General features: G+C 66.1%; 12 protein-coding genes. 1 reads left to right on the top strand and 11 read right to left on the bottom strand.

Going from position 1 to position 15318, the window contains the following annotated elements:
• Positions 1-8 precede the first annotated feature (8 nt).
• A complete protein-coding gene (locus QX070_RS05520) occupies positions 9-1994 on the top strand; it encodes an autotransporter domain-containing protein (RefSeq protein WP_315735607.1) in 1986 nt (661 codons plus the stop codon).
• A gap of 18 nt (positions 1995-2012) precedes the next feature.
• Here QX070_RS05520 and QX070_RS05515 read toward each other — a convergent pair whose 3' ends face one another.
• From QX070_RS05515 to rimP, 11 genes are all read right to left on the bottom strand, one after another.
• Positions 2013-2681 carry a hypothetical protein gene (locus QX070_RS05515; protein ID WP_315735606.1) on the bottom strand — a complete coding sequence of 223 codons (669 nt, stop codon included), beginning with the start codon at positions 2679-2681 and terminating at the stop codon, positions 2013-2015.
• A 231-nt stretch (positions 2682-2912) separates the two neighbouring features.
• Positions 2913-3749: a hypothetical protein gene (locus tag QX070_RS05510; RefSeq protein WP_315735605.1), complete on the bottom strand. Its 837-nt coding sequence runs from the start codon at positions 3747-3749 to the stop codon at positions 2913-2915.
• A gap of 114 nt (positions 3750-3863) precedes the next feature.
• Positions 3864-4334 (bottom strand): GNAT family N-acetyltransferase, encoded by a 471-nt coding sequence (locus QX070_RS05505; protein ID WP_315735604.1) that lies wholly within the window; start codon positions 4332-4334, stop codon positions 3864-3866.
• A gap of 146 nt (positions 4335-4480) precedes the next feature.
• A complete protein-coding gene (gene pnp, locus QX070_RS05500; RefSeq protein ID WP_315735603.1) occupies positions 4481-6637 on the bottom strand; it encodes a polyribonucleotide nucleotidyltransferase in 2157 nt (718 codons plus the stop codon).
• A 362-nt stretch (positions 6638-6999) separates the two neighbouring features.
• Complete coding sequence (gene rpsO, locus QX070_RS05495) at positions 7000-7269, bottom strand: 30S ribosomal protein S15 (RefSeq protein ID WP_009025947.1); 270 nt, start codon at positions 7267-7269, stop codon at positions 7000-7002.
• A gap of 2 nt (positions 7270-7271) precedes the next feature.
• Positions 7272-8378, bottom strand: coding sequence for a tRNA pseudouridine(55) synthase TruB (gene truB, locus QX070_RS05490; RefSeq protein WP_315735602.1), 1107 nt, complete (start codon positions 8376-8378; stop codon positions 7272-7274).
• Positions 8378-8794: a 30S ribosome-binding factor RbfA gene (gene rbfA, locus QX070_RS05485; protein WP_315735600.1), complete on the bottom strand. Its 417-nt coding sequence runs from the start codon at positions 8792-8794 to the stop codon at positions 8378-8380. Before rbfA ends, truB begins: the two co-directional genes overlap by 1 nt.
• 162 nt (positions 8795-8956) lie before the next feature.
• Entirely contained in the window at positions 8957-11716 is a 2760-nt protein-coding gene (gene infB / locus QX070_RS05480; RefSeq protein WP_315735598.1) for a translation initiation factor IF-2, read from the bottom strand.
• A gap of 94 nt (positions 11717-11810) precedes the next feature.
• On the bottom strand, positions 11811-12524 hold the full coding sequence (locus QX070_RS05475; RefSeq protein WP_315735596.1) for an RNA-binding protein: 714 nt from the start codon (positions 12522-12524) through the stop codon (positions 11811-11813).
• 80 nt (positions 12525-12604) lie between these two features.
• Positions 12605-14227, bottom strand: a complete 1623-nt coding sequence (gene nusA / locus QX070_RS05470; protein WP_315735594.1) for a transcription termination factor NusA — start codon at positions 14225-14227, stop codon at positions 12605-12607.
• A gap of 14 nt (positions 14228-14241) precedes the next feature.
• Positions 14242-15003 carry a ribosome maturation factor RimP gene (rimP, locus tag QX070_RS05465; RefSeq protein ID WP_315735592.1) on the bottom strand — a complete coding sequence of 254 codons (762 nt, stop codon included), beginning with the start codon at positions 15001-15003 and terminating at the stop codon, positions 14242-14244.
• Positions 15004-15318: the final 315 nt, after the last annotated feature.

Here is a 15318-nt window from a genome sequence, read left to right as displayed (position 1 = left end):
GGCGATTGATGCTGCGTTCGAAGGCCCGCGTCATCGCTCTCTGCGCGATGACCGGCATTGTGCTTGCGGCGGGGAACGCCGGGCCGGCGCAGGCGCAATCGAGCGTCTGGGACTCCACGATCTCCAACACGAACTGGTATGTGCCGACGGCGCAACTGCTCGCCTACATGTCGCCGAAGACGGGCTTCTCCAACCCGATCCCGATCGGTGACCAGACGTTGTGGACCTTGGGCACCGCGACCAACGGCGCCTTCACCGGCACCAGCGTCGCGCAGCTCAGGATCGGCCTGGCGCTGCTGACGGACACCTCGACCATCCAGGGCTTCGTCACCACCAGCGGCCAGATCACCATGCTGTTCACGCCGACCGGCGGCGGCACCGTGACGGTCGGACTCGGCTATATGCGCAACGTCAACGGCGTGACCAGCATGGAAATGCAGATGATCACCGGCGACAGCCTGCTGGTGACGCATTGGGCCTACATGCTGCCCTATGATCCCGCGACCTTCACGCCGCCGCCGTCGGCGCCGGTGCCGGCCAATTCCGTGCCGCAATGGGCGTGGACCGCCGGCACGCCCTGGCGGATCGTCAGTCCGACATTGTTCGGCACGCAGGCGCCGGGCCGTTTCGTCATCACGAGCTATCAGAACGGCTATTTCTGGGGTGCGGGCGTCGCACCGCCCGGCAGCGCCGCGGCGGGCTTCACGCTGCTCGGCTCGGTGACGCCCGAGGGCAGCGTGCTGTTCAACACCCTCTCGCGCGGCACCCTGACCAGCCTCTATGGCACGGCGAGCGGCAACGCCGCGGGCGCGCAGATGCTGGTGTCGACCTACGATCTTACCGGGAGTTTGACGGGAGGACTGGCGACGATGTCGCTGATCCAGCCTTACGCGGAAACGCTGCGGTCTGCAGGCGGCCGCGTCGGCCTGGAAGCGGCTGACGTGTTGTACCGGCTGTCGATGACCTCGGCCGGCTGGACTGGATCGATGGTCTCGGGCTTTGCCGCGCTTGATAATCTCAGCGGTCCATCTCTCAGCGCCGCCGTGAAGCAGACGTTGCCGGTGCTGACCGGGGCGGCCTCGCAGGCGACCCATGTCAGCCAGCAGGTGTTCCGGCAGACGATGACCAACAGGCTCGATGATGTCAGCAGCATCGGCTGGGCCGCTGGTCGCAATGTCTGGATGCAGCCCCTCGGCGGCACCGCGCAGCAGGCGGGGCGCGATGGCGTTCCCGGCTATGACGCCTCCGGCGGCGGTCTGGCGTTGGGCGCCGACGTCGCAGTCTCGTCCCGCGCCATCATTGGCGGCGTTCTCGGTTATTCTCATCACACGATCACCGGAAGCGACGCCGCCGTGCCGAACCGTCTCGCTCTCGCCTCCTATCAGCTCGGGCTCTATGGGGCCTACGCGATCACCCGTGATGTCACCTTCGACTATCAGCTCGATGGCGGATCGAGCGATAACGGCGAAAACCGGTCGCTGAGCTTCATGGGTGCGTCCGCCGGCGGCAGCTATCGTTCCTATAGCGGCCATGCCGGCGCAGGCATCAAGACGCGCATTCCGCTGCAAGATGGCTTCGCCCTCGTTCCAGCACTGCGCCTGGACTACGGCACGGTTCGCAGCAATTCCTACGGCGAGAACGGTGCCGGCGGTTTCAGCCTCAACGTCGATCCTCAGATCTATCAGGAGCTCGTGACGACGGCGCAGCTGAAAGCTGTCTACGCGCCCACCAGGCAGATTCGTCTGACCAGCGATATCGGCGTCGGCTACAACGCGCTGAATCAGCCATTGCAGATCCGCGCGGCGTTCTCGGGCGGCGGTGAGAGCTTCGTCACCCACGGCCTCGGCCTGTCGCCATGGATCTATTCGGCCGGCCTTGGTCTTGTGGCCGCCGGCAACGACCGGCTCGACCTCAGCATCCGCTACGGCATCAACGCGACATCGTCCGGTCTCCTCCAGCAGTCGGGCCACGCGGTGCTGAAGATCAGGCTGTGACGCGCCTGGCTCGTCGTTCTATTCGCGCCCGAAATAGGCCGGCAAGCGCTGGTCGAGCCGGAACTTGAGCATCGAACGCGCCATGTCACGCAGCACATTGTTGTTCGCAGCCTCTGGCGGCGAGGCGGGGAATGCGGAGTTGTCGACGTCTCCGGCGTGAGACGGCGGGCCGACGCCGGAGGTCAGCCGTGAGAGCAGCGACTTCGAGCTCATGCCAGGCTCGCGCGTCTCGAACGTCGCCCCGTCGTAGAGCTGGATATCGAGCATGGTGAAGACGTGGCTGATCCGGCCAAATCCCTCGCCCCTGTTGATGACACCGACGCCGGTAACCTCGTCGTTTGTCGACGGTTCGCTGTCGGTCCGGCGCGTGATCACGAGGTAGCGAGCGCAACCCGCCGTGCCGGCCACCTTCCGGACGATGGGCGTGAGCTTCCCGTTCTCAGCCTTGATCGGGGGCGACTGATAGAACGGATCGAATGCGCCCTTGGGGACGCCGATGCGGCGGATTCCGGCATCACCCGCGGCTGCCTTCACACGCGCGTAGGCGATGTCGTCGAAGCCCCAGGGCACCGGCACTTCGGCGTACTCGTTGCCCAGGCGGGTCATGCCGTTCTTCTGCACCGTGAAGACATCGCCGAGCGCGGCGATCACCCCGATGTCGCACGGTCCGCCCTCGCGGACGGCCATCGCCGGCTTGGCGGCCTTGGCATTGCTGCCTGCTGGCTTCGCGGGCTTGGCATTCAGCGGCGCCGGGGCCGATTGCGCCAGGGCATTGGTGGAGGACCAGAGCATGGCAATGATGAGCGCAGCAAATCGGCGAGAGATGGTCACTGGGAGAGCTCGTCGCAGGGAGGAAAAGGATCAAGCCAAGGGAGTTCGAAGGGAGTTCGTTCGAGTCGTCCGAAGTCTGCGCCCGCATCATTCGATCTTCAGATAGCTCGGCAGGTCGCGATCGAGCTTCGCCGCGACCAAGGTGCGCAGCCGCTCGCGCAGGACGGTGCTGGAGGCCGCAGCCGCGAGAGGCTCGGGGAAGTCGGCATTGTCGAGCTTGTTGAGAGGGTCTTCGGTGAGCCTCATGGTCTCGGCAAGCCTGGCGCCGGTGTCGGCCGAGAACGAGCTGATCTTCTCGTAGGACTGGCCGTCGATGAGCGTGATGTTGACGTTCGCAAACAGATGCGAGTGCCTGAGGATCGATCCGACCCCCTGATTGTAGGCGCCGATGCCTCTGAGCCTCAGGGTGGTGTTGGGAATGGTCGTCTCGAACCTGGTGACGACGAGATAGCGCGCGCAGCTCGCATTCGTCGTGACGTTGCGCACGATCGCGTTCAGGCTCTCCTTCGGATCGGGCAGGAAGCGCGATGTCGGGTGGTAGTAGACCTCGAACGCGCCTTTCGGATAGCCGATCCTGCGCATGGTCGGATCGCCGCCGGTAGCCGCGCGCACGCGCGCCATGGCGAGGTCGTCCAGCCCCCATCCCGGCAACGTGACTTCGTCCTCTTCGGTTTCAAACACGGTGAGACCGAACTTGCTGACGGCGAGCTGGTCGCCGAGTGCGGAAATGACGCCAAGACGGCACGGACCGCTTTCGATGGCGCCTGGTTTCGCCATCGCCTTTGTCTTTCCGGAGGGTTTCTTGACCGCGGGCGCGGCCTTGGGCGCCGTTGTTGACGGAGCCTGGGCCCAAGCCCCGGTTGCGAAGGCAGCGGCGAGGGCGACGAGCGCAAGGCGGCGGATCGACAGGAGCGGCACGGACATGGGTACGGTTCGAGAATGCGAGGTCGTCGCGAACTCGAACTTAGTTCGCCTGCGAAGGCGCACGCAATGGTTTCCGGTCGCCACGCGTAAGATTTGCGCTTGCACGCCCTGCGATCAGGAGCCCGCCGCCTGACCGTCACGCTTCCATCGATAATATTTCATGATCCGGCCGTGCAGCGGGTCAGCTTCCTCCTTTTCCAGCACGAAGCCCTCGCGCTCATACCAGCGCCAAGCCTTGTCATTGCCCTTTGCGCAGCGCAGCCACACTTCGTCCGGCAGCAGCTCGCGGGTGAAGGTGAGCAGCCGGCGGCCGAGCGAGCGGCCCTGATGGGACGGGGCGATCATCAGCTGGTCGAGATAGAGCGTGGGGACGTTGATCGCGAGCATCGCCGCGAGGCCGCTGCGGTCGTCGGCGACATACAGGCTCCAACCGCCAGCGACTTCACGCGGCACGCGCTCCCTGAGGAGCGCGAGCAGCCTCTCGCTCGGGGTCTCCAATCCGGTCGAGCACCAGCTCTCCATCCAGAGCCTGGCGACGGCGTCGTATTCGTCCGGGCGGGCAGGGCGGATGATAGGATGGAGCATGTGTGGTGACCTGAAGCGAGGTGACGGCTTGGCCTCTGCATCCGCAGCCGTGACCTGGGACGCGTGAGGGTGCGCGACCAACAGGACAACAAAAAAGGGCGGCCCGAAAGCCGCCCTTTGTATTTCATTCGAAGGGTGCGCCGGCTTTACTCGCCGGCGGCTTCGCGCGCCTCGGCGGGCGTGTCCTTCTGCTTGGCCTCGAGATCCTCGCCGGTGGTCTGGTCGACCGCCTTCATCGACAGCCTGGTCTTGCCGCGGTCGTCGAAGCCGAGCAGCTTGACCTTGACCTTGTCGCCTTCCTTGACGACGTCGGAGGTCTTCTGCACGCGCTTGTCGGCGAGCTGCGAGATGTGCACGAGGCCGTCGCGGGTGCCGAAGAAGTTCACGAAGGCACCGAACTCCATCACCTTGACGACGGTGCCGTCATAGACCTGGCCGACCTCCGGATCGGAGGCGATCGACTTGATCCACTTGATGGCGGCCTTCATCGCCTCGCCGTCGTTGGAGGCGACCTTGACGGTGCCGTCGTCCTCGATGTTGACCTTGGCGCCGGTCTTCTCGACGATCTCGCGGATCACCTTGCCGCCGGTGCCGATCACTTCGCGGATCTTGTCGGTCGGGATCTTGAAGGTCTCGATGCGCGGCGCGTATTCGCCGAGCTCGGCACGCGCGGCGGTCAGCGCCTTGGACATCTCGCCCAGGATGTGGATGCGGCCGTCGCGGGCCTGGCCCAGCGCAACCCGCATGATCTCCTCGGTGATGCCCTCGATCTTGATATCCATCTGCAGCGAGGTGATGCCGCTCTCGGTGCCCGCGACCTTGAAGTCCATGTCGCCGAGATGGTCCTCGTCGCCGAGGATGTCGGAGAGAACCGCATAGCGGCTGCCTTCGAGGATCAGGCCCATCGCGATGCCCGCGGTCGGCCGCTTCAGCGGCACACCGGCATCCATCAGCGCCAGCGACGAGCCGCAGACGGTGGCCATCGACGACGAGCCATTCGACTCCGTCACCTCCGACACCACGCGCGTGGTGTAGGGGAACTCGTGGTGCGGCGGCAGCACCGGGTGGATGGCGCGCCAGGCGAGCTTGCCGTGGCCGATCTCGCGACGCTTGGTGCCGCCGAGACGGCCGGTCTCACCGACGGAGTAGGGAGGGAAGTTGTAGTGCAGCAGGAACGTCTCTTTGTACGTTCCCGACAGCGCGTCGATGTACTGCTCGTCCTCGCCGGTGCCGAGCGTGGTCACGACCAGCGCCTGGGTCTCACCGCGGGTGAACAGCGCCGAGCCGTGAGCGCGCGGGAGCACGCCGACTTCGCAGACGATGTTGCGCACGGTCTTGGCGTCGCGGCCGTCGATGCGCTTGCCGGTGTCCAGGATGTTCCAGCGAACGATCTTGGCTTCCAGCTCCTTGAACACGCCGGAGAGGCGGAGCTTGTCGTATTTCGGCTCCTGCCCTTCCGGGAAGAAGTGCGCCATCACCTTTTCCTTGACGGCGCCGACGGCGGCGTAGCGCTCCTGCTTCACGGGAATCGCATAGGCCTTGCGCAGGTCCTGCTCGGCGATCCCAAGCATCTCCTTCTCGATCGCGCCGTTGTCGATGATCGCGACGTCGCGCGGCTCCTTGGCGGCCTTCTCGGCGAGCTCGATGATCGCATTGATCACCGGCTGGAAGTGACGGTGACCGAACATCACCGCGCCGAGCATGATGTCCTCGTTGAGCTCCTTGGCCTCCGATTCCACCATCAGCACCGCGTCGGAGGTGCCGGCGACGACCAGGTCGAGCTGGGTGTCGGCCATCTCGTCGAGGGTGGGATTGAGGATGTATTCGTCATTGGCGAAGCCGACGCGGGCGGCGCCGATCGGGCCCTTGAACGGCACGCCCGACAAGGTCAGCGCGGCCGACGCGCCGACCAGCGCCACGATGTCCGGGTCGTTCTCCATGTCGTGCGACAGCACGGTCACGATGACCTGGGTCTCGTTGCGCCAGGCGTCGACGAACAGCGGGCGGATCGGGCGGTCGATCAGGCGGGAGACCAGCGTCTCCTTCTCGGTCGGACGGCCCTCGCGCTTGAAATAGCCGCCGGGAATGCGCCCCGCAGCGTAGGTCTTTTCCTGGTAGTCGACCGTCAGCGGCAGGAAGTCGACGCCTTCGCGCGGCGCCTTGGCGGCGACGACGGTGGCGAGCACGACGGTCTCGCCATAAGTGGCGACGACGGCGCCGTCGGCCTGGCGGGCGATCTTGCCGGTTTCAAGCTTGAGCGGACGCCCGCCCCAGTCGATCTCGACGGAATGCTTGGTAAACATGGGTATCTTCTTTCATGAGATGATCGAAGGCGGACCCCGCAGAAACAAAAAAACCATGCGCAAGATTGCAGGGCGCTGGATTGCGATCAGCGCCCTGCGATCCTGCCATGGTTTTCTTATTTCGGATGGCGTCCATCCTTCTCGTAAGTAACGGGCACCTTGCCCGTCACGCCCAGCGGCCGGATTGCTGCTGAGGCGTACTGCACGGTCCGGGCAGGATCAGTCGAAGGGCGTATCTGCCTCTTTCCAGATCCAGCCAGACCGCATGATCCCGGATTCGCGAACGCCGCGATCGAAGCGGCGTCCTCGGCATCATGCCATCAACGCGCGCAACACCGCGCGCGCTCATTCCCAGTCGAAGCTCAACGGCGAATGTTGTGCTTCTCGAGCAGCGCCTTGTAGCGCGCCTCGTCGTTCTTCTTCAGATAGTCCAGCAGCGAACGGCGGGTCGAGACCAGCTTCAGGAGGCCGCGGCGGGAGTGGTTGTCCTTGCCATGGGTCTTGAAGTGGCTGGTCAGGTTGTTGATGCGTTCCGAGAGGATCGCAACCTGCACCTCGGGAGAACCGGTATCACCGGCCTTGGTGGCATTCGCCTTGATGATTTCCGCCTTGCGCTCTGCGGTCACCGACATCGTCAGTCTCTTTCGTTGCGACCGGAGCTGGCAGTCAGTCCGGTCAGGTTGAACACGCGCTTGGGGATGAGTTCGCCATTGCCAATTTCGGCAAGCGCCAGAAGGCGGCCTGCGACCGTGACATAGACTGTGCCGCTACTATTGGGCGCATCCCGTCCGCGCAACAAGACGGCCTGACCCCTGTGGAGCCTTGCCGCATCAGCCCGAGTGACGGCCAGTGCCGGGATGTCGTCCAGCGCGGTCTCAACGGGCAAGAGTGCGTCGGCGAGGCTTCCCTCACCGGACGCGGCTCTATTGCACAAAGCCTCCAACTGTTCCAGCGGAATCATGTCGTTCTCGGTAAACGGACCCACCAGGGTCCGCCGGAGCGCGCTGATATGGCCGTAACAGCCGAGGATTCGGCCCATGTCGCGGGCCAGCGCCCGGACATAGGTTCCCTTGCCGCATTCCGCCTCGAACACCGAATGGTCCGGGTCGGGCTGGTCGACGAGGGTCAGTTCATGGATCTCGACCGGGCGCGGCTGGAGCTCGACGACCTCGCCGTCGCGGGCGAGATCATAGGCGCGCTCGCCCTGGACCTTGATCGCGGAATAGCGCGGCGGCGTCTGCTCGATCCGGCCGGTAAATTGCGGCAGCAGCGCCCGGATCGCCGCGGCATCCGGCCGGCTCTGGCTGGTCTCGACGACCCGTCCTTCGGTGTCGTCGGTATCGCGCTCCTCGCCCCAGGTCACGGTGAAGCGGTAGCGCTTGCGGCCGTCCATCACGAACGGGACGGTCTTGGTGGCTTCGCCGAGCGCGATCGGCAGGCCGCCGGAGGCGAGCGGATCGAGCGTGCCGGCATGGCCGGCGCGCTTGGCCTGGAACAGGCGCTTCACCACCGCCACGGCCTGGGTCGAGGTCATGCCGATCGGCTTGTCGAGCACGACCCAGCCATGGACGTCGCGGCGATCGCGGCGTGGCTGGTTGCCCTGACCGTTTCCTTGTCGCTGCTTGTTGCGCGGATCGTTGTTGTCGCGCGGCGGGCGTCCGTCGGCAGAATGGATCGTCTTGGCGGCGGTCGGTTCGGCGCTCGGCGCGTCGACAGTGCCGGTTTCGGGGGGAATGGTCATCAGCTCTCTTCCGAATCCGAATTGAGGTCTCTCTGCACCGCGGGTGTTCGCAGTAATTTCTCGATCCGTTCCGCTTCGTCGAATCGCTCGTCGACGCGGAAGCGGATGTCAGGTGCAAATTTCAGGTTAACGCGCCGCGCGATGTCGCCGCGCAGGAACTTCTTGTTGCGCTCCAGCGCAGCGAGCACGACGTCCGTATCCTGTCCGCCGAGCGGCATGATGTAGATCGTGGCGAGCTTCAGGTCGGGCGACATGCGGACTTCGGGCACCGTAATGATGTGTCCCTCCAGGTCCGGGTCGTGCACGTCACCGTGGCTGAGAATGTCGGCGACAGCGTGACGCACGGTCTCGGCCACGCGCAACTGACGCTGCGAGCCGCCGGAAGCGGCGCTTCCCCTCTGGTGATGGCGAGGCATTTTTCAAAAATCCAATGGATCGTCGCCCGGCGTGAGCACGGGCGAGAGGATCATTCTGATTGAGTTCAACGATGCTTCGTTAAGTTCAAGGGACGCAGCGATTCCGCATGCGCACGGAATCGCTGCTCACTCGAATTGCAGCGCGCTCTGTAGGATTCGGACTTACAGCGAGCGCTGGATGGTCTCCACGCGATAACACTCGATGACGTCGCCGACACGCATGTCGCCGTAGCTCTCGAAGGCCATGCCGCATTCCTGGCCGGCCTGCACTTCCTTCACTTCGTCCTTGAAGCGCTTCAGGGTCGACAGCTTGCCCTCGTGAACCACGACGTTGTCGCGGATCAGGCGGACATTGGCGCCGCGCTCCACGGTGCCGTCGGTGACGCGGCAGCCGGCGACCTTGCCGACCTTGGAGATGTTGAACACCTCCAGGATCTGCGCATTGCCGAGCATGGTTTCCCGAAGCGTGGGGGCCAGGAGACCGCTCATCGCCTTCTTCACGTCATCCACGAGGTCGTAGATGATGTTGTAGTAACGGATCTCGATGCCGTTGCGCTTGGCGAGCGCGGCCGCTTCCTTGTTGGCTCGTACCGAGAAGCCGATGATCGCGGCGTTGAAGCCTTCGGCCAGCGTCACGTCGGACTCGCTGATGCCGCCGACGCCGGCATGCAGGATGCGGGCGGCGACCTCCTCGGTGCCGAGCTTCTCCAGCGAGCCGAGAATGGCTTCCAGCGAGCCCTGCACGTCGGCCTTGATGACCAGCGGGAATTCCTTGCGGCCCGCAGTCTTCAATTGCGACATCATCTGTTCGAGCGAACCGCGCATGCCGGAGATCGAGGCTGCCGCGTTCTCGCGCTTCTGGTGCGCGCGATAGCTGGTGACCTGGCGGGCACGGGCTTCGTTCTCGACGACGGCGAGACGATCGCCGGCTTCCGGCGGACCGTTGAAGCCGAGCACCTCGACCGGCACCGACGGGCCTGCCTCCTGCAATGTCTCACCCTGATCCGAGATCAGCGCGCGGACGCGGCCCATCTCGGCGCCGGCGACGATGATGTCGCCGACCCGCAACGTGCCGCGCTGGACCAGCACGGTGGCGACCGGGCCGCGGCCACGATCGAGCTTGGCTTCGATCACGGTGCCTTCGGCCGGGCGATCCGAATTGGTCTTGAGGTCGAGAATGTCGGCCTGCAGCGCGATCATCTCGAGCAGACGATCGAGGTTGGTCTTGTTCTTGGCGGACACCTCGACGTCGACGACCTCGCCGCCGAGCGATTCGACCTGCACCTCGTGCTGGAGCAGCTCGGTGCGGACGCGCTCGGGACGGGCGTCGGGCTTGTCGATCTTGTTGATCGCGACGATCATCGGCACCTTCGCCGCCTTGGCGTGGTTGATGGCCTCGATCGTCTGCGGCATCACGCCGTCATCGGCCGCGACCACCAGCACCACGATGTCGGTGACCTTGGCGCCGCGGGCGCGCATCGCGGTGAACGCGGCGTGGCCGGGCGTGTCGATGAAGGTGATCTTCTTGCCGGAATCCGGCGCGGTCACCTGATAGGCGCCGATGTGCTGGGTGATGCCGCCGGCTTCGCCCGAGACCACGTTGGCGTGACGCAGCGCGTCGAGCAGCGAGGTCTTGCCGTGGTCGACGTGGCCCATCACGGTCACGACCGGCGAGCGCGGCTCGGTGTCGGTCGAATCGTCGACGACGTCGAACAAACCCTCTTCGACGTCGGACGCCGCGACGCGCTTGACGCTGTGGCCGAGCTCCTCGGCGATCAGCTGCGCGGTGTCGGCATCGATCACGTCGGTGATCTTGTGCATCGCGCCCTGGCGCATCAGCAGACGGATCACGTCGACCGCGCGCTCCGACATGCGGTTCGCCAGCTCCTGGATGGTGATGGCTTCCGGAATCGTCACCTCGCGGACGAGCTTCTCCTTCTGCTCGTTGGCGGCATGGCCCTTCAGGCGCTGCGTGCGGCGGCGGAACGAGGCGATCGAGCGCTCGCGCACATCGTCGGCCGTCAGTGCCGTGACCACCGTCAGGCGGCCGCGCTGCTTCTGCGGACCCGGCTTGTGCGTGGTCTTCGGCGGCGGTGCAGGACGTGCGGCTCCGCCGGGACCCCTGCGGATCTGGCGCGGACCCTCATCCTCGTCCGGACCGGCGGCAACCGCCGCTGGCGCGCGGCCGAGCGGACCGCCGGCGGCAGGACGGGCGCCTGCCGGGCGTGCGCCCGCCGGCTGAGCGCCGCCGGGCCGCGAGCTCGGACCACCAATCTGCTGCGGCCGGCTGCCCGGTGCGCCGACGGGCCTGCCGGGGGCGGGCGTCGAGCGGGCCGGTGCGGTCGCCGCGGGCTGCGGCGCGGATGTCGCCGGACGGGGCGCCTCGCCTTCGCCGAACCGCTTCTTGGCCTCGAGCTCGGCCTTGCGCTTGGCTTCCTCTTCGTGGCGGTGCCGCTCTTCCTCGGCCTTGCGGCGCGCCTCGGCAGCCTCGCGCTCGGCGCGTTCGGCGGCTTCGCGCTCGGCACGGCGGCGCGCTTCCTCTTCGGCCTGGCGGCGTTCCTCGATGTCGCGCACGCGGGCATCGGCCAACGCGCTGGCGCGCGCCGACCGCTCGTCCTCCGTCAGGGTGCGCAACACGACCCCGGATCCGCCGCGCTGCGACGAGCCGGATGGGCGCGGTCCGGATGAGCGCGGCGATGGCGGGGGCGGCGGCGCCTTGGCGACGGTCGGCTCCGGCGCATGCGGAGCATCGGGCCCCCCATCGCCGACGCGGCGCTTGCCGCGCTTCTCGACCACCACCTGCTTGCTCCGGCCATGTGGGAAGCTCTGGCGTACCGTGCCGGTCTCGACGCGCGGCTTCAGCGTCAAGGTCTTGCTCGGGACACTCAGTTTCTTGTCGCCCGGAGTGTTGTTGTCGGCCATTCAGTCGTCCTAATCTCGTTACCAGCGTGCGGGCTACCGCACCGTCTCATTCGTGCAATCGTCGCGATGTCTTCGTAGCTATGGCTTCAAAGTGCTATGTCTTCGAAGTCGAAGCAGATTTCGTGGCCGCGGTTCCGGCAATCTTGTCAGCGTCGGCCGACCGGTATCGGACCAGTGTCTGGCTGCGCGACAGGAATGTCCTGCTCGCCGGGCCTGCGAGCACGGCAGCATGTATCACATTTGAGCGCCCAAGTGCCAAATCCAATTCTGCCGAAGTGAGACAGCAGATGATCGGAATTGTCGGGGCTTGGCCCTGGTCCCCGTCGTTCGGCCGCACCAGCGCGTCGAGCTTGCGGATCCCGTCGGCTGCGCCATCCGCGGCATGGACGAGGGCAGCCAATGTCGACCGCGATTGCCGCTGCGACAGCGCCGCTTCCACCTTGGAGAAACCGGAGACGACCTGGCCGGCCTTGGCGGCAATCCCCAGCGCTTCGATCGCGCTGCGGGCCAGCAAGGCTTCCAGGTCTTCGGCAAGGGTCGGCGGGACGCGGACGTTGGTCTTGAAGCCTCGGCTGAAATGGTGACGCCGCACCGCCTCCGCAACCGCCTGGCGCGAGGCGGTGATCCACAATCCCCGACCGGGCAGCTTGCGCTTGATGTCGGGCACGACCTCGCCCGACGGGCCGACGACGAAGCGGATCAGCTCGCCGATCGGCCGCACGTCGCGGCTGACCGCGCACATGCGCATGGTCGCGGACTTCTCGGTCCGCGGTCCATTGTCGAGCTCGGGGTCGGCCAAAGCGAGCATGCGGTGATGCGGCTCCTCATCTCAAGCGAGCTGGGTCAGGGTGGGGGTCATCGTGCCGTCCATGGGGCGAGCCAAACGGGTCAGGCGGGCTGTCCTTCGGTCGCTTCGTCCTCATTCTCGGCTTCCGCTTCGGTCTTGGCGAGGTCGGCCTCACTGATCCAGCCGGCCTTGACGCGAGCCTGCATCACCATGGCTTCGGCGTCGTCGCGGGAGACATCGAGACCGTCGAGAATGCCGGCGAATTTGGTGGCTTCGCCGCCCTCCTTGCGCTCGGTCCAGCCGACCAGATCGTCGGTGGCGCAGCCCGCGAGATCCTCGACCGTCTTGATGTCGTTCTCGCCGAACTTGACCAGCATCTTGGTGGTCACGCCGGGCACATCCTTCACCGCGTCCTCGACGCCGAGCTCCTTGCGCTTGGCCTCGAGCTCGGCTTCCTGCTGCTCGAGGAATTCGCGGGCGCGGGTCTGCAGCTCGGTCGCGGTCTCCTCGTCGAAGCCCTCGATGCCGGCGAGATCCTTGAGGTCGACCAAAGCGAGCTCCTCGACCGAGGTGAAGCCTTCGGACGCCAGCAGCTGGCCGACGACCTCGTCGACGTTCAGCGATTCCATGAATACGCGGGTGGAATTCTCGAAGTCGGCCTGACGGCGCTCCGATTCCTCCTGCTCGGTCAGAATGTCGATGTCCCAGCCGGTCAGCTGCGAGGCGAGGCGGACGTTCTGGCCGCGGCGGCCGATGGCGAGCGAGAGCTGGTTGTTGGTGTCGGGCACCACGACCTCGATGCGCTCGCGGTCCTCGTCGATGACGACCTTGGCGACTTCAGCCGGCGCCAGCGCGTTGACCACGAAGGTCGCGATGTCGGGCGACCACGGGATGATGTCGATCTTCTCGCCCTGCAGCTCGTTCACCACGGCCTGCACGCGCGAGCCGCGCATGCCGACGCAGGCGCCGACCGGATCGACCGAGGAATCGCGCGACACGACGCCGATCTTGGCGCGCGAGCCGGGGTCGCGAGCGACCGCCTTGATCTCGACGATGCCGTCATAGATTTCCGGCACTTCCTGCGCGAAGAGCTTGGCCATGAACTGCGGATGGGTGCGCGACAGGAAGATCTGCGGGCCGCGGGTCTCGCGGCGGACGTCGAACACATAGGCGCGGACGCGGTCGCCGTTGCGGAACACCTCGCGCGGCAACATCTCGTCGCGGCGGATGATGGCCTCGCCGCGGCCGAGGTCGAGGATCACGCTGCCATATTCGACGCGCTTGACGACGCCGTTGACGATGTCGCCGATGCGGTCCTTGAACTCCTGATACTGCCGGTCGCGCTCGGCCTCGCGCACCTTCTGCACGATGACCTGCTTGGCCGACTGTGCGGCGATGCGGCCATATTCCAGCGGCGGCAGGGTGTCGGCGATGGTGTCGCCGATCTGCGCGCCCGGATTGGCGCGGCGGGCATCATCCAGCGAGATCTGGTTGGAGGGGTTCTCGACCTTCTCGACCACCAGCATGTGGCGCGACAGACGCAGCTCACCCTTCTTCGGATCGATCTCGGCATGAACGTCGGTCTCGCTGCCGTAGCGGGCGCGGGCGGCCTTGGCGATCGCGTCTTCCATGGCAGCGATCACGATGCCGCGGTCGATCGACTTTTCGCGTGCGACGGCGTCGGCGATCTGCAGCAGTTCCAACCGGTTGGCGCTGACGGCCATGGCTCAAATCTCCTCTAATCAGGATCGATCTCGCCTCTGCGCGCGCGGTCGGCGGCGAGGCGATGTTTCTTGGTGTTGGTCGGCAGCGGCTTCTTGACCGGCTGCTTGTCCTTCGATTTCGGTTTTGGCTTGGCCTGGGCCGCCGGCTTGGCGTGCGGCGCCAACGGTGGCGCCAGCCCGAGGTCGCGCTTCTTCTCGCGCTCGGCGGCCTTGCCGCGGCGCATGGATTCGGCGATCAGCTCGTCGGTCAGCACCAGCTTGGCGTCGCCGATGTCGGCCATCGGCAGCACGACGTCCGGCTCCTGGTCCTTGGCCACGTCGTCGCGGATGATGCGCACGCCATCGCCTTCGACGCCGGCGATGATGCCGCGGAAGCGTTTGCGGTTCTGATGTGCCACCGCCATCTCGATCTTGACCAGATGACCGGCGTGGCGGGCGAAATCGGAACGGCGGACCAGCGGCCGGTCGATGCCCGGCGAGGAGATCTCGAGCCGGTAGGCGCGGTCGATCGGGTCGGCGATGTCGAGCACCGGCGACAGCGCCCGCGACACGGCCTCGCAATCCTCGATCTGCATCGTGCCGTCGGGACGCTCGGCCATCACCTGGACCGTGCAACCACCTTCGCCCGAAATGCGGATCCGCACCAGGCGGTACCCCATTCCCTGCAGCACCGGGTCGGCCACCGCCGCCACGCGCGCCGCAACGCCCGGCTCGACGACGAGACGGGGCTCGGTCAGGAGGTCGGTGTCAGCGGCTGCGAACGTAGGTTCCGTCATCGAGGCGTCGATCGCGTGTCTTGCTTGGTTGGGCCGTGGGGCCTGTTCGATCGCGCTCACCGGACCGATCCCGCCCGCGGCGGAGCGATCCAGGTAACAAAAAAGAGCGGGTCCGGAAGGGCCCACCCTCACTACGCGATCGTATATGAGATGATGTTTGATGGCGCTCATATAGCCGCTTTGCCGCCTGACGGCAAGGGTCGTGTCGGCTCAAACGGGGCCTGGAACTGGGAATTCATTCCGCGCCGAGACCGCGGATCGGATCGTTTTCCCCGACCGGCAACGGCTGAATGCCGCAGGGTCTAACCCTTCATT

It is taken from the genome of Bradyrhizobium sp. SZCCHNR1093, assembly GCF_032381175.1.
GTDB lineage: Bacteria > Pseudomonadota > Alphaproteobacteria > Rhizobiales > Xanthobacteraceae > Bradyrhizobium.
The sequence above is the reverse complement of the archived record's forward strand: the minus strand, read 5'-3'. Positions and strand labels throughout refer to the sequence as shown.